The organism is Arthrobacter sp. zg-Y769, from assembly GCF_020907405.1.
Classification (GTDB): domain Bacteria; phylum Actinomycetota; class Actinomycetes; order Actinomycetales; family Micrococcaceae; genus Arthrobacter_B.
Genome location: NZ_JAJJOE010000009.1, coordinates 178,628 through 204,003, shown reverse-complemented (window position 1 = coordinate 204,003; position 25,376 = coordinate 178,628). Strand labels below are relative to the sequence as shown.

Here is a 25,376-nt window from a genome sequence, read left to right as displayed (position 1 = left end):
CTACTCGCAGGACGCCAAGCACCGCGCCTAACCTTCCGACGTTCCACCCATCCGGGGCCTCCACCGGGGGCCTTTTTTCATGCCCTTTTGGAGGCCCCTTTGGAGCTCTACGCTTATGACGCCCTGCTGACTACGAACGGTCGCGCACCCCAGCCCGGTGCCGTCGTCCAGTTCTACGCCGAGTCGGACACCTCGTATTCGACCCCCTTGGAAGTGTTCGCGATGGACGGACGCCCGATCGGCACCGCGCCGAAGGCTGACGCTTACGGGTACATCAACAACGCGGGCGGGTTCAAACTCCCGGCCCAGTCGGCAGTGGCAAAGTCCGGGCTGCTACCCGCCATCCCCATCTTCACGGTGCGTTCCATCATCGCTGCCTCGGATGCTGCCTATGCAGCAGCAGTGGAGGTCAAAGCCAAGGCAGACGCTGGCGAGTTTCAGGGCAAGCCGGGGCCCGCAGGTCCGAACACGGTACCTACCAAAGAAGCCCTTGCAGCGTATGCGTCCGAGAGTCGACTCGTCTCAGTAGACGAGAACTTCAAACTCCCGAGCGCAGTGTTGGACGCCCTCGGAGCGTCCTTCGCGAGCCAGCTGACGGTCACTCCCGCAACCCCAACGTCCGCGATCAATGCGTGGCTGGCACAACCGTCCGCGCTTGGCGTAAAGCGCCTGCTCGGCTCCGCTGTCATCACCGCCCCACTGGTGGCCCACTCGAACACCCACCTCGACGCGACAGGCACAACCATCAAACACGGTGGGACTGTGGGCATGAACATGATCCAGAACGCCGCCGTCACCGCCACAGGGACACGGGACAAGAACATCACCGTCGTAGGCGGCGACTGGGACCGGGGCACATTCGGAGGCTCGGGACCGAACCTGCACAGCTCCCGCTACCGCCGCGTAGACGGTCTTCGCATTACAGGGCAGACATGGAAGACGGCGGCAGGAAAATACTGCGTCAATGTCGGCGACGTAACCGATTTCGAGATTGACCACCTGAACTTCCTGGACACCAACTCAGACGGCGTCCACATCCAGGGCCCTGCCTCCGGTGGGCGGGTCCACCACATCAGGGGCATAACCCACGACGACGCCGTAGCGATCACAGGCAATGACTACGCGGCCTACAACGACGTTTACGGCGACGTAACCGACGTGCGCATCTGGGACATCAACGCCCGATCCGGCGGGGCAAACCTCGTCAAGGTACTCGCAGGCAAGGATTGCCGTGTTGACGACATTACGGTTGAGAATATCCGTGGCCGCCATTCACAAAACGCGGTTTGGCTCGGAGACGACAACGGTGAAGCCAACACCGACAACGGAACCCATGGCATCCTCAATGTCTCGGACGTGGATACCGTGGGCGACCAGGCATCATCGTGCCAGGTGTTCGGCAATCTGGCCAAGGGCGCGAAGGAAGTCAACCTTTCGGACATCACACTCCGGGGCGGTGTGGGCCAGCGCGCCGTCAATATAGGTATGGATGCAACCGGAACCCTCGACCTATTACGCGTGCACCGAGTCAAGATTGACGGTCTCGCCACCCGTCGCGCTGTTTCCCTCCGCACAATCGCCGGGGCGACCGTCAAACGATTGGAAATAACGTCACCCACCCTCCAGGCTGTCGGCGGAAACTGCATCCTTTTGGAGGCGCCGTCCGTCACGCTCGGCACTGTGACGTTGAGTGACCTCAACCTCACAACCGACGACACAGCAAACTCAAACTGGATCGACATTGGCGACCTATCCCCGGTCGGTTCGCTGACCGTCAATGGAGGTCGCGTGCAGGGCGGGCGTTGCCTCGTTTCGGCGCGGACCGCCGCCACCATCACCTTGACGGGTGGGCTCAGGCTAATAAACCTCTACAAAGCCACATTCACGATCACAGTGGGCGAGGTCGCGGTTTCCAACGTCACCAACAAACTGGACTGGTGTTCGCCAACACGGGCGTGACCGGGCTGACCATCCTTGGGGGTAACGCTGCGCGGCTCCCAGCGACTCCGGAACTCATCGAGCGACCCGGTACCCACCCCGTGCGAGTCAATGGCGCGAACCTTGTCGTTGACATTGCTATTCTTACTCCGGTAAATGGGGACATGGTCACAGTGTCCGTCGGCAAAGGCACCGTCGCCACGGGAGCCAAAGCCCTCGCCCAAGCAGGCGCCTGGAAAGACCTCTACAGCGGCAACGTATGGCCCTAAGTGGAAGCGCCCGCCGGCAGGCTTGAAAGGTTGCTGTCTGGGCTAGGAGCAACCCCCTGACGCGACTGGGCCATGAGTAAGCCCAGCAGCAGTGCAGGGATGAGCATAGTCCGGAGGTCGCCGTAGAAGGTGACCGCATCGGCCATTCCATGAATGAACAACCAGAGGAATGCGGCAAGCCCAAACCCCCAAGCGAATGATTCACGCTTGGGGGTTTGGGATGTAAGTCGAATGTGCGCCAGCAGTACCGCCGCCACGAACACGACCAGAACGACCGCTGCTACAGTTCCCATGTCTGACCACGCGGCGATGAAGATGTTGTGAGGCGGGTATGTGCGTCCGAGTGCACCGCCGCTAGCCCAGTAGAAGTATTCACCCCACCCGCCGAAACCTAGGCCAAGGAAGGGGTTCTGAACGAACAGCGTTCCCGCCGCTTCCCAAATGACCCCACGCGTCCCAAGAGACGAAGCGGAGTCGCTCACCAGGGACTCGGGGATGCGCTCGTCAAGTATGTGCTTGAACAGCAGGAAAGCTGGATAGGCGATGGCAATGACTGGCGGTATCCATAGGCGCCCCGATCCGCGGGCCAAAAGTGGAACGAGGAGGCCAATTAGCGGCATCATCAGCAGTAGCGTCAGCCCTGACTTTGACCCCGTAGGAACTACTGCAGAAGCAGCAATGAGCGCCACGAGGAAGAATGGGTTCTTTTGGAATCTGATCGCCGCTGCTACAAATGCACACGCTGCCACCCCGAGGAACATCGACGCCGTGTTCGCGTTGACCCATACGCCGCCCGACTTGGTCACGTCAAAGACGTTGTCCGGGGACCCGCCGAAAAAGTTTCCCAGCTTTTCAGTGCCGATAAGGATGCGGCCGACGGCCGACCGGAGAAATGACATCTCCACATCTGGTCGGAGGCGAAAGAGGATTACCAGCAGTGATTGCACGACCACCCCGGCGCCGAGCCAGCCGAATATCTTTGCCATCCCGTCAGGGTTTTCCTTGAACAATGCTGCGGCATAGGCGGCGAGAATTGCCAACGACGCTATTTGAGCGGCATTGATCATGGCGATCACCGGCAGCGGCGACCAGAGGGCGGCAAGCGCGGAGAGAATCGCAAGGAGTATCAGGAGCTTGGCATATATCGAGCGCAAGCCTGCCCGCTCCCACCCTGGGGCCAGAGCCATGAGGAGCACCCAGAGCTGGAATACCGACGTGGACTCTGGCAGCCCCGGGAGGATGAACTGTGGAACAGCGATTGCCCCAGCGATTGCCAGCCGTTTGTACGGAGAGCACGAGAAGGCGATGAAACAACCCAGCCCTGCCCCTAAAATTCCGGCCAGTATTATTCCAAGACTCACTGTTTTCCTTATCCAGTCGGGCCGATCCCCTAAAGCCTAGCTCGAATCACTCACCTCCAATAAACGGAGTCGTGGCGAGGCAGAGAACCCCGTCAACCTCCATGCCGGAGTACGTTCCTGTTTAAATCAACGGCAAGTGCCCCCCCCCAAACGGAGGTCACGGGGTCGGCGCGGGCTTGTATGGAGAACCAACGAGCAGGGGGGAGAGTCGAGACCTGCTGACGACCACCGCTGCCCCCCACGGGGCAAGCAAGGCAATCGCAAAAACGCCCCAATCGCTCAACGTAGCTAAGCGCAGAATCCAGATGACGAAAGCATGAGTGAATACGACCATCAGACCGCACAGCGCCAAGGTGGTGACGGACTTATTGGCGACCCTTCCCAAGTTAGGAAGGATTGATTCAGCGGCAAGGACTAGGCCGAAACTGATTCCACCAGCCACGAGCATACTTAAGACAGGTGTCCCAAAATCACCGTTCTTGATGTCAAGTGGTGCAGAAATCCCTGCGATGATCAATACCGCAGACATCACTAGCAAAATGACTGCTACAGGAGCCGGTCGGGCAATCCGGGGGCGGTAACTTCTAGCCGCAGCCCCAGCTGCCAAGAAGGCTACACATGGAATTGCAACACCCACACTGAGCGGAACTGCGGCCAAAGTCGGCCCAACGGTCGCCGCCAGAGCCAACGCGAGTATAACGGTCGCCAACTGTGTGATGGGCGGACCCTTTCGTAAAATCCGGAAAGTCAGGGAAGAAACAAATAAGGCAGTGATGAACCAGAAGGCTGAGAACGGGCTGCCAAGGTAGGATCCGCCGAGAATGATGGGCATTAGGTTGGAAGCATCAAGTTTTCCAAGCAAGCCCATTGCAGTCAAAAACGGCACAGAGATTAGAACGAGCCAAGCAGCGTAGGGAGCAATCAACGTTCGCACCCGTTTCCCCACCTCTGCAACAAAGGACCTATTGGTTGTCCATAGATAGCCTGTCAGGAAGAAGAAGACGGGCACGTGCCACGTAAACAATCCCTTGAGGACAAAGGCGCCTTCGAACACATGGCCCGCGACAACAGCAACGATTCCGAGGACACGGACCGCGTCAATCGCCGCTGATCGCTGCGCCGGTCGTCGGTTTTCTACTAACTGCTGCGCCACGGCATCCCCCAGATTGATCACTTATGAGCCAGATCCAAGCATAAAGGGCGAAATGGTGTCGTTTGGCCGCCGAAGAGATCCCCCCAGCGATAAATACCCCGTTCTCACACCGTCTGCAGTTACCTCACACCCGCGTACCCCTCGCCCTCCCCCAGTCACCGCCGGGTGACATCATCCCGGGGTGAATAAAGTTGATGTCATGTCCACGCCCTACAGCCTGTCCGGCGGCGGGTCATGCCCGCCTGGGCGGGTCGTACACGCCCCGTACCGGCGTGAGCCGTACATCCAGGCCGGATTCCCTGACGGAGCCATGAGTGACGGCAAAGCGCTGGCCTGGACGCAGGAGTATGTCCTGTTCCATGCGGAGCCGGACGGTGTGGTCACGGATGAGTGGGTGCCGGCCGCCGCGGTGACCACGATCCGGCGCGAGGATTCCGACTGGATCGACGCCTACGACCTGCTCGCATGACTTTTCAGAGTTTCCGGTGACTAAACGATGATTCGGTCCACCGTGGCAACAGGCTGGACGGCCGGTGTTGGGCCGCCGCGCTACTCCCATAAGGGACTGAAGTACCCCAGGTCGGACTCGAACCGACAACACACCGATTTTAAGTCGGTTGCCTCTGCCAATTGGGCTACTGGGGCTCTGTAATTGCCTTCCAAGCCTACTGGAAACGCGGGTACGGCAGGAAACACGACAACGGCGGCCCTCCCGGTGGAGGACCGCCGTCGTTGTCTGCGAATAGACGCGGAAGGCTAGGCCTTCGCGGCCGGCTTCTTGGCCGGCGTTGCTGCTTCCTCGAAGCCGCGGCGCGGATCTTCCAGGTTGCGCAGCGAGGTCAGGTCGCGGCCGTAGCTCACGTTCAGGAGCCAGCCCGTGATGACGCGGAACTTGCGCTCGAACATCGGCATGGCCAGGCCGTGGTAGCCACGGTGTGCCAGCCAGGCCGGGAAGCCCTTCAGGCCGAAGCCCATGATGTTGGCAACGCCCTTGTACTGGCCCAGGCCCGCAACGGCGCCGAGGCTCTTGTGGTTGTATTCCTCGACGTCACCGACGCCGTAGCGGGCGGCCATGATGTTCTTGGCCAGCAGCTTCGCCTGGCGGACGGCGTGCTGCGCATTCGGAACGCAGAAACCGCCAACGCCGCCGCCGGAAAGATCCGGTACGGCGGAGACGTCGCCGGCAGCCCAGGCACCTTCGAGGGGGCCGTCGTCGCCGGTGATGCGCAGTTCGGCGTTGGCACGGACGCGGCCGCGCTCGTCGATCGGGAAGTCGGTGGCGCGGACCATCGGGTTGGCCTGCACACCGGCGGTCCAGATCAGGGTGTCTGCCCCGAACTCGCCGGCCGGGGACTTGTCCGCCATGTTGATCAGCTTGAGGACGCCGCCCTCGGCGGATGCCAGCGAGGTGTTCAGCAGAACCTCGATGCCGCGCTCACGCATGCTGGAGACAACCCACTCGGCCTGGTCGGGCTTGACCTCGGGCATAACCCGGCCCATGGCCTCGATCAGGACGAAGCGCAGGTCCTCGCGGCGAAGCCGGTCATTGATACGGACCGCGTCGCGGGCCATGTCTTCAAGTTCGGTCAGGGTTTCGATGCCGGCAAAGCCGCCGCCGACGACGACGAACGTCAGGGCGCGTTCGCGCTCCGGTCCCACGGGCATGAGCGACGCGGTTTCAATGCGTTCGAGCACGTGGTTGCGGGTGGCCATTGCTTCTTCAATGCTCTTCATGCCGATGCCGGCCTCGGCGAGGCCCGGGATCGGGAAGGTGCGGGTGATCGAGCCGGCGGCCAGGACGACGTCCTGGTAGGGCAGCTCGAACGGCTCGCTGCCGTCACCCGGCTCAATGGTCGCGGTGCGGGCGGCGTGGTTGATGGAAGTGACCTTGCCGGTGATCAGCTCTGTGTTCTTCAGGTGCATGCGGTGGGATACAACGGCGTCGCGGGCTTCAATGGTGCCTGCGGCGACCTCGGGGAGGAAAGGCTGGTAGGTCATGTACGGCAGCGGATCCACTACCGTAACAATCCCTCCCTGTTCCTTTACCTTCTTCTGGAGGTCTTTGGCCACGTACAGACCGACGTAACCACCGCCGACGACCAGAACGCGGGGACGATCAGATAACTGCTTGTTCGATGCCATGCCCCAATCCTACCTGAGTTTGTGAAAGTCTTCACGAACCATTTGACAAACGACACTCCGGGCGTTTTGCTACCGGACCCCGGCCTCGTCGAGGCTTCCGGCCTCGGTGCTCTCCGTTCCGCCGGCCGCCGCCGCACGACGTCGGACGTGGCCCACGTGAACGGTGCCGGCCACCAACACCGCCACCAGGAGGCCACCGAATCCCAGCACGACGGCGGCGGGCAGGGTGCCGTCCGCGGCAACCGGTTCCCGTGCCGTTGGGACCTCGGGCTCCGGCAGGTCCGGAACCGTGGGCGCGGGAATGTCCGCCGCCCCCGGGGACGCATCCGCCACCCTTCGGTGCACCCGGATCCATTCGGCAATGGTGCCCAGCGGGTTGCTGGTAACAGAGGGAACATCGGCGTTCACGGCCGCATTGGCATCCAGGATGCCGTACCCGTAGATGGTGTCCGTGCCGGGGGCACCGGCGTCCCGTGCAGTGCTGACGATCCGGTTGACCACGTCTGCGGCACTCATTTCCGGATGGGCCGCACGGATGAGTGCGGCGACGCCGGAAACCAGCGGTGCAGCGCCTGATGTTCCTTCCCAAACGGCATACCGGGAGGTGCCCTCGGGCAGTCCGCCGATCAGGTCTTCCGCCGGTGCGGCTACGCCGATGCTGATGCCTTCGGAGGATGAGTCCTGGCTCGCTTCGCCCTGCCGGTTCAGCCCGGCGACGGTGAGGACACCGGGAATGGTGGCCGGCGCTCCCACCTGGACCATGCCCTTGCCGCGGTTGCCGGCCGCTGCGACAACCACCACGTCATTCTGCTCGGCATAGAGGAACGCGTCGTCCCAGCTCTCCGGCCAGGCGGTCGACGTACTGCCGAGGGACATGTTGATGACCCGTGCGCCGTTGTCCACTGCCCAGCGGACCGCGGTGGGGATCTGCATGTCAATCGGCACTCCGCCGGGGTTGGTCCCGCCTATCCAGGTGGACACCGCGAGGATCTCGGCTTCGGGGGCCACCCCGATGATGCCGTCGGGACGGTCGGCGGGCTTATCCCCGCCCTCCTTCTCCTTACCGTCCTTTTTATCCCCCTCCTTCGCATCCTTGGCTTCCTTGTCTTCTACCGGCGCCTCGTGCCCCCGGCCGGCCAGCAGGGTTGCCACCAGCGTGCCGTGTCCGGGTGTGCTGCCCAGTCCCTTGGCGCCACTGGGGTCGCCGGCCCCTGAGGCATCGAATCCCCCAACGACGGCGCCCGCAAGGTCCGGGTGGCTTGCGTCGACGCCTGTGTCGATGACGGCCACCTTCACTCCTGCGCCCTTGGTGGTCTTCCAGGCTTCGGTCACGCCGTAGTCGGCCAGCCAGTACTGCTTGTCCCGCCACCCATCCGCGTGCGCGGGCACGGGTGACAGAAGCGGCAGCGCCACTGCGGCACAGAGCACAGCGGCAGCAGCGGCTGCGAGGCGTGCCGCGCCTCCACGGCGGCGGCCGGGGGCGGTTCCCGGAGCACTCACGCGCTCAGGGCAATGCCGTCAAGGATGTCGTGTTCGCTGGCGAACGCCGAAGCCACGCGGCCGTCAGTCAATTCATCGACACGGTCCACGATGGTGCGCCAGATCAGCGCCCCGGCGCCGATAACGTCAACCCGGCCCGGATGCATGTACGGCAGTGCGGCCCGTGCCGACCGGTCCCGGCGCAGCAGGGCGTCAGCCGTGGCGTCGATCTGCTCCCGGCTCAGCTCGGTCCCGTGGATGGCGTCCGGGGAGTACTCGCGCAGGTCCAGGGCTGCGGCGGTGACCGTGGTGATGGTCCCGGCCACACCCACCAGCCGGTCGGTTTCGGCCAGCGGCACGGTGGCCAGTGCGGAGGCAATCATGTCCAGGATGTCCGCCCTCGCCGCGGCGATTTCCGCTTCGGTGGGCGGATCCGAGAGCAGGTGCCGTTCGGTAAAGCGCACGCAGCCCATGTCGGTGCTCTTGGCCGCAAGGACACCGGAGCCGTCACCGAGGACGAATTCGGTGCTGCCGCCGCCCAGGTCCACTACGAGCGTTTTGGCGCCGTTCCCGCCTGCGAATACGCTTGCCGCGCCGGCGAAGGAAAGAGCCGCTTCTTCGTCTCCGCTGATGACTTCTGGTTCAACGCCGAGGCGTTCGCGGATTCCGTCAACGAACTCCTGCCGGTTTTCCGCATCGCGGCTGGCGGAAGTGGCTACGAACCGGACGCGTGACGCACCGTGCTCGCGGATGAGGGCCGCATACTCCTCGGCGGCGGCAAAGGTACGTTCCAGTGCTTCCGGGGCCAGCCGCCCGCTGGCATCCACGCCCTGCCCCAGCCGGTTCACCCGCATCAGGCGCACGACGTCGGTCAGCTGCGCTGCACCGTGATCGTCCCGGGTGATATCCGCAATGAGGAGCCTGATGGAGTTGGTGCCGCAGTCGATGGCTGCAACCCGCTTCCCTGGAGTGCGGCTGTCTTCCTGGCCTGTCACAGTTCCCCCTCGTTGGTTGCGGCGTCCGTTGCCTGCCGGCGGGCGGCCTTCTTGCTCTCGAGCTCTTCCGGGCTTAGGCCCTGCGTTTTGGTGTGGCGGCTAAGGTCGCGTGCCGGAGCCGGTGCCGCGGTATCCCAAGCACCTTCGCAGTAGCAGCGGTCGGTTGTCCACCACTGCTCAATCGCGGCCAGCGCTTCGTCGCCCAGCGGATTGACCCCGGGTCCGGCCGCCAAGGAGTGGCCGACCAGCACGTGCAGGCATTTGACGCGGTTAGGCATCCCGCCGGCGGAAACCCCGTCAATTTCCGGTACCGGCCCGGTGCCGGTGCGCTCCCCGATTTCGTCGCGGACCCGGAGGTAGTGCTCATGGGCACTGCGGTACCGCTCCGCCAGCTCGGGGTCTTCCTCCAGCCGACGGGTCATGTCAGTCATCATCCCTGCGGCTTCCAGCCGGGATACCGCGGCCGTGATGACCGGGTGCGTCAGGTAATACGTGGTGGGGAAAGGTATGCCGTTGCTCAGCCGGGGGGCCGTGGTGGCTACCAACGGGTTGCCGCAGACGCAGCGGGCGCCGATTTCGACGACGTCGCGCACCGGGCGGCCAAGCTGCCGGCTCAGGGTTTCCAGGTCTTCCTGGGTGGGGGCGAGCTGGTCCTGGGTCATGCAGGAGGTTCCTTCCGTGGGGGCCGGTAAGGGCCCCGGGCTGCTTCTTCTATCAGCCTCCAGATTACTGTGCCGTGGCGGATTTCTTGACCGAGTCCCAGAGCGAATCGACCCACTGCAGGTCGTCGGACTCCTCTTCAGCTGCAAGCTGCTCGGCTTCTTCCACACCGTTGTCGCCCTTGACCAGGTAGCGTTTCTCCCCCGGCATCACCAGGAAAATACGGTCCCTTGCCTGCTGTTTGATGTAGGCCGGGTCCTCCCAGCGGCCCAGCTGGACTTCGAGTTCGGCCTGCGTTGCTTCGGCCTCGGCGATTTCCGCCTTTGCCGCCGCGATATCCGAGCGCTGCTGGAGGTAGGTCCGCACCGACGGGGCAAGCAGGACGGTGATGGCGACCATCACCATCGCCAGCACCAGCAACCGGCCGGAGAACGCCTTGGCCGGTACCGGACGCAGTTCGTCCACAGCTTCAACCTCCGGCACCGCTGCGGGGGCCTTGTGTTCCGGTGCCGGTTCGGACTGGCGGCGGATTCCGCCGGAAAGCTGGGCACGCACTGCTGCGCGCGCATCCGACGCTGACAACTTCCGGGAGCGCGGGGTCGCCGGCTGGGCGGCGGCCTTGGCGGCTGCGGGCTTCTTGGCGGCTGCGGGTTTCTTGGCGGCTGCGGGTTTCGACGCTGCCGGTTTGGCGGCTGCGGGTTTCGACACTGCCGGTTTGGCCGCTGCCGGTTTCGACACTGCCGGTTTCGACGCGGCTGCGGGCTTTCCCGTGACGGGTTTCGAGGCTGCAGTTTTTCCCGATGCCGGCTTCGCCGCGGGAGGTTTCCCGCCGCCGCTCGCCCCGACAGGGTTCACTGGGGCCGCTGGCCTGGGCACCTTCGGGCGTCGGGTTGGCATGCGCTTCCTGTCTGTATCTGTGCTGTATTTGAGCTGTATTTGAGCTGGAGAAAGCCGTGCCGGCGAAATGCCGGCGGTAACAGAAACGACCGCGGGCGGGTCCCCTCCTCTGAGGTTACCCACCCGCGGTGTTCGGAGCCTGTTCCGCAACGCCTGAAGGCCCCAAACGGGAGCCGCAGGCGTTGCGTCGGTACGGCTACTTGGAGTTGTTGAAGCGCGGGAAGGCGCTGCGTCCGGCGTAGCGTGCGGCGTCGTCCAGTTCCTCTTCGATGCGCAGCAGCTGGTTGTACTTGGCTACCCGCTCGGAACGGGCCGGAGCGCCGGTCTTGATCTGGCCGGCGTTGGTGGCAACGCAGATGTCGGCGATGGTGGTGTCTTCGGTCTCGCCCGAGCGGTGGGACGTGATGGTGGTGTAGCCGGCACGCTGGGCCATGGTGATGGCGTCCAGGGTTTCGGTCAGGGTGCCGATCTGGTTGACCTTCACCAGCAGCGAGTTCGCCGAGTTGTTCTTAATGCCGGTTTCCAGGCGGGTGGGGTTGGTGACGAAGAGGTCATCGCCCACAATCTGCACCTTGTCGCCGATGGAGGCGGTCAGGGTCTTCCAGCCGTCCCAGTCCTCCTCGTCCAGCGGATCCTCGATGGAAACCAGCGGGTAGTCGCGGACCAGTTCCTCGTAGTACGCGGACATTTCGGCAGCGGTCCGGTTCTGTCCTTCGAACAGGTAGGACCCGTCCTTGAAGAACTCGGAGGCTGCCACGTCCAGTGCCAGGGCAATGTCGTTGCCCGGCACGTAGCCGGCACGCTCGATGGCTTCGATGATCAGGTCCAGTGCGGCACGGTTGGAGGGCAGGTTCGGAGCGAAGCCGCCTTCGTCGCCGAGGCCGGTGGACAGGTTCTTTTCCTTCAGCACGGACTTGAGGTTGTGGTAGACCTCAACGCCCCAGCGCAGGCCCTCGGAGTAGGTCTGCGCCCCCAGGGGAACAATCATGAATTCCTGGATGTCGACGTCGGAATCGGCGTGCGAGCCGCCGTTCAGGATGTTCATCAGCGGCACGGGCAGGATGTGCGCGTTGGGACCGCCGAGGTAGCGGTACAGCGGCAGTGCAGCGGATTCGGCTGCGGCGCGGGCGACGGCGAGGGAGACGCCGAGGATGGCGTTGGCGCCCAGGCCGGACTTGTTCTCGGTGCCGTCCAAGTCAATCATGGCCTGGTCGATGGCACGCTGGTCGGCTGCGTCGTATCCGAGCAGGGCCGGCTGGATCTGTTCGATCACGGCTTCGACGGCCTGCAGCACGCCCTTGCCCTGGTAGCGGTTCTTCTCGCCGTCGCGGCGTTCGTTGGCTTCGAAAGCGCCGGTGGAAGCGCCGGAGGGAACAGCTGCGCGGCCGAACGTGTCGTCGTCGAGCAGTACCTCCACCTCGATGGTGGGGTTGCCGCGGGAATCAAGGATCTCGCGGGCATGGATGGCATCGATGATGGCCATTGAATTGCTCCTGTTCATTGGAACGAATGGGGAGAAAACCGCAGTCCTGCTGGGACAGCAGGTTCCAGTGTCTGCCTCTTAGCCTAATAGAATCGCGGCTGCGAGTAAGGTCCAGTGACCTGTTTCACGGGGATTGGGCGGATCTGCCCGTGCTGCGCGGCGGCGCTGCAATCAGGTCCCGGCGTCATCGGCCGTGTACCGGCGGACTGCCGCTCGCAGGGCCGCCTCGGCGTCGAGCCCCTGGTCGGAGGCGCGGCGGACCAGCGAAAACAGTGCGTCCCCGAGCTCGGTTTCATCGGCGAATTCCGCGCCGCCGGGCGGGGGCGGAGGCAGCCGGCGGCCGGCGCGGCGGGCACGGGTCAGTGTTTTGGCGGCCAGGAGCAGCGCCGGCAGGCCGGCCGGAATTCCCTCGAACGCCGAGGTCCGGGTGGGTGTCTCGGCTTTCTTCGCCTCGTCCCAGGCCTGTTCAATCGCCGCGATGCCGGACTCTTCGCCGTCTTCCCGAAGGCTCCCGTCGGGGCGGAACACATGCGGGTTGCGGCGGATCATCTTGGCGGTGAGGGACTCGATCACGTCAGCCACGGAAAAGCTGCCGGCTTCCTGCTGCAGGCGGGCGTGGAGCAGCACCTGCAGCAGCACGTCTCCGAGCTCGCCGCGGAGTTCCGCTGCACGCCCGGGCCCGGACGTTCCGGCTTCCACCGCTTCAACGAGCTCGTAGGTTTCCTCCACGAGGTACTCGAGCAGGGACTCGTGGGTCAGTGCGCGGGTCCAGGGGCAACGCTCCCGAAGAGCGCCGATAACCTCGGCGAGGCGGGTGAACCGCTCGCCGAGGTTCTCCGGCAGGGGTATTTCAGCCACGGGCGCGGTTGAATCCCTCGGTGACATACGCGGACAGGGCTGCACGCTCGTCCAGCGGCAGGAATGCTGCGTTGACGGCGTTCATCGTCAGTTCCAGGACGTCGTCGAGGTCGTAGTCGAAGGTGTCCATCAGCAGCTCGAACTCGCCGGTGAGGGTCACCGAGCTCATCAGCCGGTTGTCCGTGTTGACGGTGACGGCGAAGCCGGTCTGGTAGAGCAGGTCGATCGGATGGGTCTCAATATCCTCTCCGAATGAGGCAACGGCACCGGTCTGCAGGTTCGATGACGGGCAGACTTCCAGGGCAATACCGCGGTCCCGGACCCAGCTCGCCACCCGGCCCATGCTCACGATGCCGACTTCCGGCTCGTCCTGCGTGCCGCTGTCTTCGAATTCGACGTCGATATCCTCGGCGATGCGCACCCCGTGGCCCAGGCGCAGTGCCCGGCCGTGGACCAGGGCGTCCACGATGCTCTCGATTCCGGCTGCCTCGCCGGCATGGACCGTGGCCGGGAACTGGTTTTCGGCGAGGTAGGTGAAGGCGTCCTTGAACCGCGAGGGCGGGAAACCGTCTTCCGGACCGGCAATATCGAAGCCCACGGCCCCGGAGTCGCGGTGCCGCACGGCCAGTTCCGCAATTTCCATGGCCCGGTCGGCGTGCCGCATGGCCGTGATGAGCTGGCCCACCTGGATGAAGCTGCCCGCGGCCTCCGTGTTCGCCACTCCTTCTTCGATACCTGCCTGGACGGCTTCCACGGCTTCGTCCAGGCTCAGCCCGGCCCGTACATGCTGTTCGGGAGCCCAGCGGACCTCCGCGTAGACCACCCCGTCCGCTGCAAGGTCTTCGACGAATTCGCGGGCCACGCGGATCAGGGACTCACGTGTCTGCATGACCGCGATGGTGTGGTCGAAGGTTTCGAGGTAGCGGGGTAGCGAACCGGAGTCCGCCGATTCGCGGAACCACTCCGCCAGCCCGGCGGGGTCGGTGCTCGGCAGGGTATGGCCGACGGCGGCAGCCAGCTCAACGATCGTGGCCGGACGAAGGCCGCCGTCGAGGTGGTCGTGCAGCGACACCTTCGGCAGGCTCCGTACGTTGAGGGAAGAGTTTTCGGGGAGGTTTGTAGGCTCAGTCACACGGCAACTCTACGGTGTTTCAGGCGACCTTCTGCGAGCTCTCGTCGTCGTCGGCGTTCGGCATGTCGTCCGCTGCGTAGTGTTTCGCTCCCGGCCCGGTCCCGCGGACCATGGTGATGACGCGGTCAATGACCAGGCCCAGGACCAGGGCGCCTATCACGCCCACCACCACGCCGAGCAGGTGGTGTTCACTGAACCAGGCACCGGCTATGGCGCCGATGGCCACGCTGTAGGCCGCCCAGACAATTCCGGAGATCGCGGTCAGGGAGATGAACCGCCGCCGCGGGAACCCCGTGGCCCCGGCGGTGAGGTTCACGACCACGCGGCCGACCGGGATGAACCGGGCCACGAGGATCAGTGACATGGAGCGTTTGTCGAGTTCATGGCGGGCCCATGCGAAGGACCGGCGCATCTTCGGCGTGCGCATCCAGCGGAACCGTTCGGTTCCGATCCACCGGCCCAGCAGATAAGCCAGGTTGTCCCCGAGGAAAGCGCCCAGGGCTGCGGCCGGAATGATCAGCCAGATATTCACGCCGGCGCCGCTGAGCGCCAGCGAGGCCAGTGCCACCACCAGGGATTCGCTGGGCACCGGCGGGAAGAAGCCATCGATGAGGCAGCAGGCAAGGAGCCCGATGTAGACCCACGGCGACCCCGCTGTGGAGAGGATGAAGTTGTTTATGCCGTCCACCGTGGCACTGAGAACGTCCAACAGCTGCCGCTCCTTGAATTTAGCTATCCGGTCCTTTACAAGCATGCCACGCCCCCGGCGATGCCCTTGTGCCCGGCCCACCGCCACTCCGGGGCCTGGAGGAGGCACCCCACCACCGAGGGGATCCGGTACCGCCGGTCCCCGGATGGCGGTGCAGGCGCGCCGGACCCGGAGGGCCCCGGAGGGCCCCGGAGGAAGGCGGCTTTAATATTTCCTGCGAGTTCTGCGAGCACGGAAATTTCGTTGCCGCCGTTCCGGGGCCCAAAGGGCCCGGCACCCGGGGTCTCGGCACCCCGGGGGCGCCGGAGCCCGGAAGCCCCGACCCCCTAGCTGATCCGGTCGATGATCAGCTTCCGCGCCGGACGCGATCCTTCAGGAGCAACAACGACGGCGTCCGCCAGTGCTTCCCGGGCACGGTCGAACTTCTCGGGGGTATCGGTGAGCAGCGTCATCAGCGGCTCTCCGGCCCGGACAGTGGCTCCGGGCTTGGCGTGCATCACTACGCCCGCACCGGCCTGGACGGCGTCTTCCTTGCGGGCACGGCCGGCGCCAAGGCGCCAGGCTGCAACGCCTACGGAGAGGGCATCGAGTTCCACCAGCACGCCGTCGGCGGGCGCGTAGATGGTCTCGGATTCCTTAGCCACCGGAAGCGCAGCATCCGGATCGCCGCCCTGGGCCGAGATCATCCGGCGCCAGACGTCCATCGCCCGGCCGTCCTTCAGGGCCGCTTCGGGATCGGCGTCGGGCTGACCGGCGGCCGTCAGCATCTCGCGGGCCAGGGCCAGCGTGAGCTCGACGACGTCCTCGGGTCCGCCGCCGGCGAGGACGTCCACGGACTCCTGCACCTCAATGGCGTTGCCGGCCGTCAGGCCCAGCGGAGTGGACATGTCCGTCAGCAGCGCCACCGTGTTCACGCCGGCGTCCTTGCCCAGGGCCACCATGGTTTCCGCCAGTTCGCGGGCACGGGCCTCGTCCTTCATGAACGCGCCGCTTCCGACCTTGACGTCCAGCACCAGCGAGCCGGTGCCTTCGGCGATCTTCTTGCTCATGATCGAGGAGGCGATCAGCGGAATGGCTTCCACAGTTCCCGTGACGTCGCGCAGCGAGTACAGCTTCTTGTCCGCCGGGGCCAGGCCTGCACCGGCGGCACAGATGACGGCGCCGACGTCGCGCAGCTGGGCCATCAGCGCGTCGTTGGTCAGTGCCGCCTGCCAGCCGGGAATGGCTTCGAGCTTGTCCAGCGTTCCGCCGGTGTGGCCCAGTCCCCGGCCGGAGAGCTGCGGGACAGCGACGCCGAAGACGGCTACCAGGGGTGCCAGCGGGAGGGTGATCTTGTCTCCCACGCCCCCGGTGGAGTGCTTGTCCGAGGTCGGCTTGCCAAGGGAGGAGAAGTCCATCCGCTCCCCCGAATTGATCATGGCGTGGGTCCAGCGGGAGATTTCCGCCCGGCTCATCCCGTTGAGCAGGATGGCCATGTTCAGCGCGGCCATCTGCTCGTCCGCGATTGCTCCGCGGGTGTAGGCGTCGATGGTCCAGTCAATCTGTTCCGGGGTCAAGGTGCCCCGGTCCCGCTTGATGCCGATGATGTCTACGGCGTCGAACTTTTCAGCGCTCATTGGTTGTCCTGTCCTTCAAGGTGCTGCGGTCCAAAGGCATCGGGCAGGACTTCGTCCATGCTCCGGATGCCGCTTACGGTCATCAACTGCATCCCGGGTGCCCGGAATTCGTACAGCAGCTGGCGGCAGCGGCCGCACGGCATCAGCACGTTCCCGGATCCGTCCACGCAGGCGAAGGCGGCCAGGCGGCCGCCTCCGGTCATGCGCAGCTGGCTGATCATGGAGCACTCGGCGCACAGGGTCAGCCCGTAGGAGGCGTTTTCGATGTTGCAGCCGGAAACTATCCGGCCGTCGTCGGTCAGTGCGGCGGCGCCTACCGGATACTTCGAGTAGGGCACGTAGGCGTGGGCCAGGGCCGCGCGGGCGGTGTCCAGGAGCTGGTCCCAGTCCACCTGGCCGGGGGTCGTCTGTGTCATGTCTTCCTTCCAATTCCGGTGCCCGGTCCGGTCGGACCGGAAACCACGAGGGACCTGCCGCCGGTTTCCCGGCAGCAGGTCCCCCTGAGAGCTATCCCTTGATGTACGGCACGCCGCTGGCTGCCGGGCCGCGGGACTTGCCCACCACTCCGGCCACCGCGAAGATCGTCACCACGTAGGGCAGCATCGACAGGAACTGGCTGGGCACGGGGGTGCCCAGCAGGCCCAGCACGTACTGCAGGTTCGTGGCCAGGCCGAACAGCAGTGCCGCCGCTGCGGCGCCGAGCGGGTTCCAGCGGCCCAGGATGAGGGCCGCGAGGGCAATGTAGCCCTGGCCGCCGGTCATGTCCTGGCCGAAGCTGGAGACCGATACGAGGGTGAAGAACGAGCCGCCGACGCCGGCCACTGCACCGGCGAGCAGCACGTTGGTGAACCGGGTCCGGTTGACGTTGACGCCCAGGGTGTCGGCCGCCTTGGGGTGTTCTCCCACCGCACGGGTCCGCAGGCCCCAACGGGTGTGGAACAGCCCGAAGTAGACGGCGGCAACAGCGAAGTACATCAGGTAGCCGATCAGCGACTGGTCAAACAGGATCGGCCCGATGATCGGGATGTCCGCCAGGAACGGGATCCGGATGTTCGGCAGGCGCGGCGCCGAGTTCAATTCGGACGGGTTCGCGCTGAGCACGGTGGAGAAGAGGAAACCGGTGAGGCCGGACACCAGCACGTTCAGCACAACGCCCACAATGACCTGGTTGACCACGTACTTGATGCTGAAGATAGCCAGCACCAGGGAGACGAGTACACCGGCAACGGCTGCTGCCAGCAAACCGACAAAGGCACTGCCGGATACGGTGCCGGCCACGGCTGCGGCAAAGGCGCCGAAGAGGAGCTGGCCCTCGATGGCGATGTTGACCACACCGACGCGTTCACACAGGACGCCCGAGAGCGAACCGAAGATCAGCGGAACGGCCAGGGTGATGCTGCCGGCCAGCAGGCCGTAGAGGGCAATGTTGGGCGTGCCGGCGCTGCCGACCGACCACGAAAGGAACGCCGCCACGAATACGACGCCGAAAATCACCGGGAGCCAGAGCGGCACGCGCCGCCCCGAACGGACCAGGACAAAAGCCCAGGCAGCAGCCAGGACGAGCACAATGGCACCGGCCCAGCCGAAGGCCTTGGCGGAGAAGACCAGGTCCGGCAGCGTAATGGCCGCCTCGGGATCGGTCAGGCGGAAGGTGACCTCGGTGGCCGGAGCCCCGAGGGCGAAGAACACCAGTGACAGCAGGGCGAGCACGCCCAGCAGTATGGGGGTCTTCCAGCTGCGCACAAGGGCGGCGGGCGCCGGGGTCAGCGCGGGGGCGGTGGTGGTTGCGGTGCTCATGCTGCTCCTCCGGCGGCTGCGGCGGGCTTGCGGGCGGAGCGGAAGGCTCCGGGCGGCGGGATCCTGAACAGCGAACGCACCAGCGGCGGCGCCGCGATGAACAGCACGATCAGGGACTGGACCACCAGGACAATGTCGATGCTGGTCCCGGTGTTGGTCTGCATGGCGACGCTTCCGGCGCGGAAGGCGCCGAAGAGCAGGCCGGCAGCGAAGGTTCCCCACGGAGTCGAACGGCCCAGCAGTGCCACCGTGATGGCGTCAAAGCCGAAGCTGGCAGCCACGTCGGTGGTCAGCACGCGCTCGGTCCCGGAAACCTGGGACACGCCCGCGAGTCCGGACAGGGCGCCGGCGATGAGCATAACCACCACGTAGCCCTTCGTGGTGCTGATGCCGGCGTTCCGGGCGGCGTCGGGGTTCGCGCCCACGGCACGCAGTTCGAAGCCGACGGTGGAGCGGTTGAGCAGCCACCAGACGAACACCGTGGCAACGATCGCCAGGATGAAGCCCCAGTGCAGGCGGAAGCCGTCGCCCAGCAGCTTGGGGAACATTGCGCTTTCGGCCAGCAGCGGACTGATCGGGTTGTTGTTGCCTTCACGCTGGAAACCGGGTGTGGTCAGCATGAAGGCCACCAGCTGGATGGCCACATAGTTGAGCATGATCGTCACGATCACCTCATGGGCGCCCGTGCGGGCCTTCAGCAGGCCGGCAATACCGCCCCAGATGGCTCCGCCGAGCAGGCCGGCAATGATTACCAGGAGGATATGAAGCGCTGCGGGCAGCTGCCAGGTGAAGCCGACCCAGGCCGCGAGCGTGGCACCCATGATGATCTGGCCCTGCGCACCGATGTTGAACAGGCCGGCACGGAACGCCAGTGCCACGCCGAGGCCGGCGCAGATCAGCGGTGTGGCGGTGGTCAGTGTCTGGGTGAGGGGGTAGACCGCGCGGGTGAAGGACTCGGCCTCCAGGTTAATGATCGAGCCCTGGAAGAGCGAGTAGTACGCTCCGGCTGCGGCGTTCCAGGCTGCGGCGAAGAAATCGCCGGGCCGGTTGAACAGGTACCCTGCCGCTTCGGTGGCTTCCTCGTTGGTCAGGGCAATCAGCACCCCGCCGACAACGAGGGCCATCAGTACGGCGAGAACCGATACCAGGCCGTTTCCGGTAACGATCCGTTCGAGGATGCCACGGTGGCTGCCCGGGTCAGGCGTTACGGTGCTGCCGACGGCGGCAGCGGGCGGTGCCAGCTGCCCTCCGGCGGTTTCCGCAGCTACTTCGAGGCGTGCCTCATCGGCAGCCGAAGTCTTGCGGTCTGGTGCTGGCCCACCAGCGGTGGACTTTTCCGGGCTCACTGCGCCCCTCCCTCAAGTTGGATTTCCTCGGGCGCGGCCTCGCGGGCCAGCGCCTCGTCTGCGGTCATGCCGGCCATCATCAGGCCCAGCACATTCCGCGATGTGCCGCCGGGCACGATGCCCATCAGGCGGCCGCCGTAGAGCACGGCAATGCGGTCTCCAAGTTCCAGGACCTCGTCCAGTTCGGTGGACACGATCATGACCGGCGTGCCGGCGTCCCGTTCGGCGATGATGCGCCGGTGCAGGAATTCGATTGAGCCGACGTCCACGCCGCGGGTGGGCTGGCTGGCGATGAACAGCGAGAGCGGCCGGGACAGTTCCCGGGCCATAACCACCTTCTGCTGGTTACCGCCGGACAAGGTGCCGGCCGGGGTGGCCGCAGTCTGCGTGCGGATATCGAACTCGGCGATCTTTTCCTCGGCGTTGGCACCGACCATGGCCGGTTTCATCGACAGGCCGCGCGCAAACGGCGGCTCGTCATAGCGGTTGAGGACCAGGTTTTCGGCCACCGAGAAGGTACCGACCAGTCCGTCCACGTTGCGGTCCTCGGGCACGAAGCCGACGCCGGCGTCGATGATCTTGTGGGTCTTCAGGCCCACCAGTTCCCTGCCGTCGAGCATGACGGAGCCGGTTACGTGTTCCTGCAGGCCCATGACGGCTTCGGTGAGCTCGGTCTGGCCGTTGCCCTGGACACCGGCGACGGCCAGGATCTCGCCCTTGGCAATGCCGAAGCTCAGGCCGTTAACCACCGGCTGGCCGCTGCCGGAGACAACCGTCAGGTTCTCCACCCGGAAGGTCTCCTCGGCCGGGACGGCGGGAGCCTTGTTCAGGCTCAGGCTGACCGAACGGCCCACCATCAGGGCCGCCAGTTCGGTGGTGCCGGCGCTGGGCTCGGCGGAGCCCACTACCTTGCCGCGGCGGATGACCGTGATGACATCGGAAACGGCCTTGACCTCGCGCAGCTTGTGCGAGATGAAGACAATGCCTTTGCCGTCACTGGTGAGCTGACGCATGATGCCCAGCAGCTCGTCTGTTTCGCGCGGGGTCAGCACCGCTGTCGGTTCGTCGAGAATCAGGACCTCGGCGTCCCGGATCAAAGCCTTGATGATTTCCACTCGCTGCTGGACGCCAACGGGCAGGTCTTCCACGAGGGCATCGGGGTCAACGTCGAACCCGTACTGGTCCGAGATCTCCCGGATCCGGCGGCGGGTGTCGTCCAGGTTCAGCATGCCTGCGAACCTGGTTTTCTCATTGCCCAGGGCCACGTTCTCGGCCACGGTAAAGACCGGCACCAGCATGAAGTGCTGGTGGACCATGCCGATGCCGGCGGCCATGGCATCCGAGGGGCCGCTGAAGGTTACCGGCCGTCCGTCAATCAGGATCGTTCCCTCGGTCGGCTCATAGAGGCCGTAGAGGACATTCATCAGCGTCGATTTACCGGCGCCGTTCTCGCCGAGCAGGCTATGTACCTGCCCCGGCTCGACCACCAGGTCGATGTGGTCGTTGGCCACCAGCGAACCGAATCGCTTGGTGATGCCTTGAAGCTCGAGTTTCACAAAACCCCAACCAATCTGTTCTTGAAAGTGCTGTGTGGGAGGTAGGGCTGTCCGGCACAGACAAACCGCCATGTTCCGCAGTCGCAACTGCGGGACATGGCGGTTGTCTGGGGGCAGTTAGGCCCGCTGCTACTGCTTCGGGCTGGACTCGGATTCGATCGTGATCTCACCGGAGATGATCTTTTTCTTGAGGTCCTCGACCGCGGTCTTGACCTCGTCCGGGACGTTGGCCTCCTGGTCGTGGAACGGCGCCAGGTCAACGCCGCCGTTCTCCAGGGTGCCCACGTACGGTTCTGCGCTGAAGTTGCCGTCGGCGGACTCGGTGACAACCTCTTCCACCGCGTCGCCCATCAGCTTCATGACGGAGGTCAGGATGAACTCCTCGCCGATGCCGGCGGTTTCGTAGCCGTCGGAGTCAACCCAGACGGCGCGGACGTTCTTGCCGCCCTCGTTGGCCTCGACCACGGCCTCCATGGTGCCCAGGCCCACCGGACCGGCAACCGGCATGATGACGTCGGCGCCTTCGTTGATGAAGTTCTGGGTCAGCGTCTTGCCTGCTGCGCGGTTGTCGAAGCTGTCGACGAAGGAGTCTGTGCCGAGGACCTTGACGTCGGCGCCGTTCTCCTTGTTGAAGTGCTCAACACCCTGGGCGAAGCCGTCCATGAAGATGGTGACGGTGGGGAGGTTCATGCCGCCGTAGGTGGCAACGGTGCCGGTCTCGGAGGAACCTGCGGCGACGTAGCCGGCAAGGAACGCGGCCTGGGCCGTGTCGTAGATGATCGGCTTGACGTTGTCGGCCTCGATGGCGTTGTCATCGACGATGGCGAAGTTCACGTCGGGGTTTGCCGCAGCGGCGGCCTTCGTGGCGTCGGAGAGCAGGAAGCCCACCGTAACCGTCAGGTCGCAGCCGGCCTGGACCATGCTGTCAACGTTGTTGGTGAAGTCAGTGGGAGCCTGGGACTCAGCATCGCGGGTCTCAATGCCCAGCGCATCCTTGGCAGCCATCAGGCCCTCGTAGCTGGACTGGTTGAAGGAGCGGTCATCCCAGCCGCCGGCGTCGGAGACGATGCAACCGGTGAAGTCAGTCGCTGCTGCGTCGCCGCCTTCTTCCTCTTCCGGTGCAGCACCGCAGCCGGAAAGCAGGAGAGCAGATACGCCGAGCATGGCGGCGGAGACGCCTGCATTGCGCTTAAAGCTGCGCGGGTAATTCTTCAATGTTCCTCCAGAAAAGAAATGGGATTCGCCGTACGGTGCCCTCTAAGGTGCAGCGCTCGGCGCAGCGCTCCGTCCGTCGTTGGACCGCAGCAACATAACCATAGTGTGTCGAAGGCAACACCAAATCCAAATTCGGTGCTGGTGGAACATTGTTTACATGTTGTTATCAAAGGGACACCTCGGACAGGGTGCGGACTGCTATGGTCCGGTCACGATTCCGGGTGCACCGGATGCCCCTATTGTGTCGTCAGGTTACGCTGCCCGGCGGGCGGAAACGGGGGCTCGCAGCTTTAGTGCCGCAGGCCCCGTGCAGCCCGCAGGGCAGCCGCGGCCATCACGCTGACGCCGCAGCTGATGGCCCGCTCGTCGGGGTTGTAGTCCCCGCGGTGCAGGTCGAAGGTCTCGCCGCCCGGGGAGCGGGTGCCCAGCCGCATCAGGGCTCCCGGAACCGCCTGCGTCATCCAGGCGAAGTCTTCCCCGCCCATCGACTGCGGGGCCAGTACGACGGCGTCTTCGCCCAGTTCCGCGCGGGCCGCTGCCTCGATCAGGCTGATCTCGGCGTCGGCGTTAATTACCGGCGGAACGCCGCGCGTGTGTTCCAGGTGGACGTCGACGCCGAACGGCGCCGCGATTTCGCGGACCACCTTGTCCAGCAGCTCGCCGGCGGCATGCCAGGCCTCCGCGTCGAGGCATCGCATGGTCCCGGCCATGAACCCGTGTCCGGGAATGGCATTGGGTGCGGAGCCCGCGTGCATCTGCCCCCACACCACTGAGACGCCGCTGCGCACGTCGATCCGGCGGGAGAGCACTGCCGGGACGCTGACGGCAATCTCGGCCAGCGCGAAGACCAGGTCCTCGGTGAGGTGCGGCCGGGAGGTGTGCCCGCCGCGCCCGGTGAGTTCAATCCGGATGGTGTCCGACGCCGAGGTGATGGCGCCGATGCGGGTGCCCACCTGCCCCACGTCCACCCGGGGGTCGCAGTGCAGGGCCAGGATGCGCGGGACGCCGTCCAGCGCGCCCTGCTCGATCACCGAGAGCGCACCGCCGGGCATTACTTCCTCGGCCGGCTGGAAGATCACGCGCACCCGGCCGCCCAGCTCGCCGGCGGCGTCGAACCCGGCAAGCACCCTGGCCACGCCCAGCATCACCGTGGTGTGGATGTCGTGGCCGCAGGCATGGGCTATGCCGGTGTGCTCCGAGGCGTACGGCAGCCCGGTCTCCTCAAGCACCGGAAGGGCATCGATGTCAGCGCGGACGGCGAGTCGGATGGGCCCGTCGCCGATATCCACCACGGCACCGGTGTTCTCCAGGCGCTTGGGGGCCAGGCCCGCATGCTCCAAAGCTTCGACAATGCGGTCGGTAGTGCGGAATTCCTTATGCGAGAGCTCGGGATGGGCGTGCAGGTCCCGCCGGAACTCAATCAGCCCACCCAGAAGCGGCGCCACGCTCCCCCGTAGGGAAGGGATCGGAGAATTGCTCAATGGGATAGTCTGCACAACCTCAAGGTTAGCCAATTCCGCGGCTAATGCGGGAATGTGCACCGCCGGAAACGACGCCCCGTGACGGGTCTTTGCGGCCGGGCTAGAGGACGTCCGTGTCGCCGCTGGCCTTCAGGTGTTCAACGGCCTTCTTCACTTCCTGCGCATGTTCCTTCGTGGTCACAAGCAGGGCGTCCGGGGTATCCACGATGACGACGTCCTCGATGCCGATCAGCGCGATGACGCGCTTGGTATCGGAAACGACGATTCCGCTCGCGTTCTCCGAGTAAACGCGTGCCCCTTCGCCCATCACCGTCAGGTCGCTGTTTTCGGCCGCCGGGTTGAGGCGGCCGATCGCGGCAAAGTCCCCTACGTCGTCCCAGCTGAAGGCACCGGGGATCATTGCGACGTCGCCCGCCGCCGCTGCCGGTTCCGCCACCGCATAGTCAATGGCGATCTTGGGCAGGGTGGGCCAGATCCTCCGCACCACTTCCCGGCGCCTCGTGGTGTCCCAGGCATCGGCGATTTCCATCAGCCCGGAGTAGAGCACCGGCTCATTGGCTTCCAGGTGCTTGAGCATCAAATCCACCGGCGCCACGAACATGCCGGCGTTCCAGCTGTAGCTGCCGCTGTCCAGGTATGTCTGCGCAACCTCGGCAGAGGGCTTCTCCACGAACTCGACCACGGAGCGGGCGCTCGGAGCGCCGGCAACCCGGAGCTGATCGCCGGCGCGGATGTAGCCGAAACCGGTGGAGGGATGGGTGGGCTCGATCCCGATGGTGACGACGTAGCCCTGCGCCGCAGTGTGGACGGCTTCCCGGACGGCTGCCTGGAAAACCTCGACCGGTGCAATCACCTGGTCCGCTGCGAAGGACCCCATGATGATCCGCGGATCCCGCTTATAGAGGATCGCCGCGGCAAGGCCGATCGCTGCGGCCGAATCCTTCGGCTCGAGTTCCAGGACCAGGTTCTTGTTGGAGATCTCGGGCAGCTGCTGCCGCACCGCCTGCCGGTGCACGGCGCCGGTAACCACCATGACGCGGTCCCCGCTGAGCGGACTCAGGCGCTCGTAGGTGGCACGGATCAGGGTGGAACCCGAACCGGTCAGGTCGTGGAGGAATTTGGGTGCAGCCGCACGGGAGAGGGGCCAAAGACGCGTGCCGACACCGCCCGCCGGGATGACCCCGTAAAAACGGTCAAGAACAGCGGACTCAGTGGCGGCTTGTGGCTTTTCAATACTCATCACAGCCAAGATTAGCCCAGTCGCAGGCCGTACTTCAGGAGGTACCCGC

Annotated in this window: 22 protein-coding genes and 1 tRNA gene; 3 read left to right on the top strand and 20 right to left on the bottom strand. The window is 65.1% G+C overall.

What is annotated here, in order from left to right; all coding sequences use genetic code 11:
• The first annotated feature begins 99 nt into the window (after nt 1–99).
• Nucleotides 100–1,959 (top strand): hypothetical protein, encoded by a 1,860-nt coding sequence (locus LOC60_RS09855; RefSeq protein ID WP_230024741.1) that lies wholly within the window; start codon nt 100–102, stop codon nt 1,957–1,959.
• Nucleotides 1,960–2,203: 244 nt separating this feature from the next.
• On the opposite strand, the gene LOC60_RS09850 is transcribed toward LOC60_RS09855, so the two are convergent.
• Nucleotides 2,204–3,568, bottom strand: a complete 1,365-nt coding sequence (locus LOC60_RS09850) for an O-antigen ligase family protein (protein ID WP_230024739.1) — start codon at nt 3,566–3,568, stop codon at nt 2,204–2,206.
• A gap of 157 nt (nt 3,569–3,725) precedes the next feature.
• Nucleotides 3,726–4,742: an acyltransferase family protein gene (locus LOC60_RS09845; RefSeq protein WP_230024738.1), complete on the bottom strand. Its 1,017-nt coding sequence runs from the start codon at nt 4,740–4,742 to the stop codon at nt 3,726–3,728.
• Between the two features lie 289 nt (nt 4,743–5,031).
• Between LOC60_RS09845 and LOC60_RS09840 the strand changes: the two genes are divergently transcribed.
• The gene (locus LOC60_RS09840) at nt 5,032–5,190 is read left to right on the top strand and encodes a hypothetical protein (RefSeq protein WP_230024737.1); all 159 of its coding nucleotides are present in this window, start codon (nt 5,032–5,034) and stop codon (nt 5,188–5,190) included.
• Nucleotides 5,191–5,292: 102 nt separating this feature from the next.
• Here LOC60_RS09840 and LOC60_RS09835 read toward each other — a convergent pair.
• From LOC60_RS09835 to LOC60_RS16415, 6 genes are all read right to left on the bottom strand, one after another.
• Nucleotides 5,293–5,366: transfer RNA gene (locus LOC60_RS09835), tRNA-Leu, on the bottom strand.
• A 111-nt stretch (nt 5,367–5,477) separates the two neighbouring features.
• Complete coding sequence (locus tag LOC60_RS09830) at nt 5,478–6,863, bottom strand: NAD(P)/FAD-dependent oxidoreductase (RefSeq protein WP_230024736.1); 1,386 nt, start codon at nt 6,861–6,863, stop codon at nt 5,478–5,480.
• Nucleotides 6,864–6,932: 69 nt separating this feature from the next.
• Entirely contained in the window at nt 6,933–8,363 is a 1,431-nt protein-coding gene (locus tag LOC60_RS09825; RefSeq protein ID WP_230024735.1) for a S8 family serine peptidase, read from the bottom strand.
• A complete protein-coding gene (locus LOC60_RS09820; RefSeq protein WP_230024733.1) occupies nt 8,360–9,337 on the bottom strand; it encodes a Ppx/GppA phosphatase family protein in 978 nt (325 codons plus the stop codon). Before LOC60_RS09820 ends, LOC60_RS09825 begins: the two co-directional genes overlap by 4 nt.
• The gene (locus LOC60_RS09815; RefSeq protein ID WP_230024732.1) at nt 9,334–9,999 is read right to left on the bottom strand and encodes a DUF501 domain-containing protein; all 666 of its coding nucleotides are present in this window, start codon (nt 9,997–9,999) and stop codon (nt 9,334–9,336) included. Before LOC60_RS09815 ends, LOC60_RS09820 begins: the two co-directional genes overlap by 4 nt.
• Before the next feature lie 64 nt (nt 10,000–10,063).
• Nucleotides 10,064–10,396: a septum formation initiator family protein gene (locus LOC60_RS16415; protein WP_231713353.1), complete on the bottom strand. Its 333-nt coding sequence runs from the start codon at nt 10,394–10,396 to the stop codon at nt 10,064–10,066.
• A gap of 207 nt (nt 10,397–10,603) precedes the next feature.
• On the opposite strand from LOC60_RS16415, the gene LOC60_RS16410 reads away from it, so the two are divergent.
• On the top strand, nt 10,604–11,107 hold the full coding sequence (locus LOC60_RS16410) for a pentapeptide repeat-containing protein (protein ID WP_442860403.1): 504 nt from the start codon (nt 10,604–10,606) through the stop codon (nt 11,105–11,107).
• On the opposite strand, the gene eno is transcribed toward LOC60_RS16410, so the two are convergent.
• The 12 genes from eno to LOC60_RS09750 form a co-directional block, all read right to left on the bottom strand.
• Nucleotides 11,091–12,377, bottom strand: coding sequence for a phosphopyruvate hydratase (gene eno / locus LOC60_RS09805; RefSeq protein WP_230024730.1), 1,287 nt, complete (start codon nt 12,375–12,377; stop codon nt 11,091–11,093). The two genes, LOC60_RS16410 and eno, sit on opposite strands and share 17 nt — an antisense overlap.
• Before the next feature lie 171 nt (nt 12,378–12,548).
• On the bottom strand, nt 12,549–13,235 hold the full coding sequence (locus LOC60_RS09800) for a MazG nucleotide pyrophosphohydrolase domain-containing protein (RefSeq protein WP_331460799.1): 687 nt from the start codon (nt 13,233–13,235) through the stop codon (nt 12,549–12,551).
• Nucleotides 13,228–14,367: an adenosine deaminase gene (locus tag LOC60_RS09795; protein WP_230024729.1), complete on the bottom strand. Its 1,140-nt coding sequence runs from the start codon at nt 14,365–14,367 to the stop codon at nt 13,228–13,230. The genes LOC60_RS09800 and LOC60_RS09795 overlap by 8 nt, the downstream gene beginning before the upstream one ends.
• Nucleotides 14,368–14,386: 19 nt before the next feature.
• Nucleotides 14,387–15,055: a DedA family protein gene (locus LOC60_RS09790; RefSeq protein WP_230024925.1), complete on the bottom strand. Its 669-nt coding sequence runs from the start codon at nt 15,053–15,055 to the stop codon at nt 14,387–14,389.
• A 347-nt stretch (nt 15,056–15,402) separates the two neighbouring features.
• On the bottom strand, nt 15,403–16,692 hold the full coding sequence (locus LOC60_RS09785; protein ID WP_230024728.1) for a thymidine phosphorylase: 1,290 nt from the start codon (nt 16,690–16,692) through the stop codon (nt 15,403–15,405).
• Nucleotides 16,689–17,108, bottom strand: coding sequence for a cytidine deaminase (locus LOC60_RS09780; protein WP_230024727.1), 420 nt, complete (start codon nt 17,106–17,108; stop codon nt 16,689–16,691). The genes LOC60_RS09785 and LOC60_RS09780 overlap by 4 nt, the downstream gene beginning before the upstream one ends.
• Before the next feature lie 91 nt (nt 17,109–17,199).
• Nucleotides 17,200–18,489 carry an ABC transporter permease gene (locus LOC60_RS09775; protein ID WP_230024726.1) on the bottom strand — a complete coding sequence of 430 codons (1,290 nt, stop codon included), beginning with the start codon at nt 18,487–18,489 and terminating at the stop codon, nt 17,200–17,202.
• Nucleotides 18,486–19,835, bottom strand: a complete 1,350-nt coding sequence (locus LOC60_RS09770; RefSeq protein ID WP_230024725.1) for an ABC transporter permease — start codon at nt 19,833–19,835, stop codon at nt 18,486–18,488. The genes LOC60_RS09775 and LOC60_RS09770 overlap by 4 nt, the downstream gene beginning before the upstream one ends.
• Nucleotides 19,832–21,391, bottom strand: a complete 1,560-nt coding sequence (locus LOC60_RS09765) for an ABC transporter ATP-binding protein (protein WP_230024724.1) — start codon at nt 21,389–21,391, stop codon at nt 19,832–19,834. The genes LOC60_RS09770 and LOC60_RS09765 overlap by 4 nt, the downstream gene beginning before the upstream one ends.
• Before the next feature lie 129 nt (nt 21,392–21,520).
• Entirely contained in the window at nt 21,521–22,606 is a 1,086-nt protein-coding gene (locus LOC60_RS09760) for a BMP family lipoprotein (RefSeq protein ID WP_442860402.1), read from the bottom strand.
• Between the two features lie 290 nt (nt 22,607–22,896).
• A complete protein-coding gene (locus LOC60_RS09755; RefSeq protein WP_230024722.1) occupies nt 22,897–24,087 on the bottom strand; it encodes an amidohydrolase in 1,191 nt (396 codons plus the stop codon).
• A gap of 100 nt (nt 24,088–24,187) precedes the next feature.
• Nucleotides 24,188–25,327: a mannose-1-phosphate guanylyltransferase gene (locus tag LOC60_RS09750; protein WP_230024721.1), complete on the bottom strand. Its 1,140-nt coding sequence runs from the start codon at nt 25,325–25,327 to the stop codon at nt 24,188–24,190.
• Between the last annotated feature and the right edge of the window lie 49 nt (nt 25,328–25,376).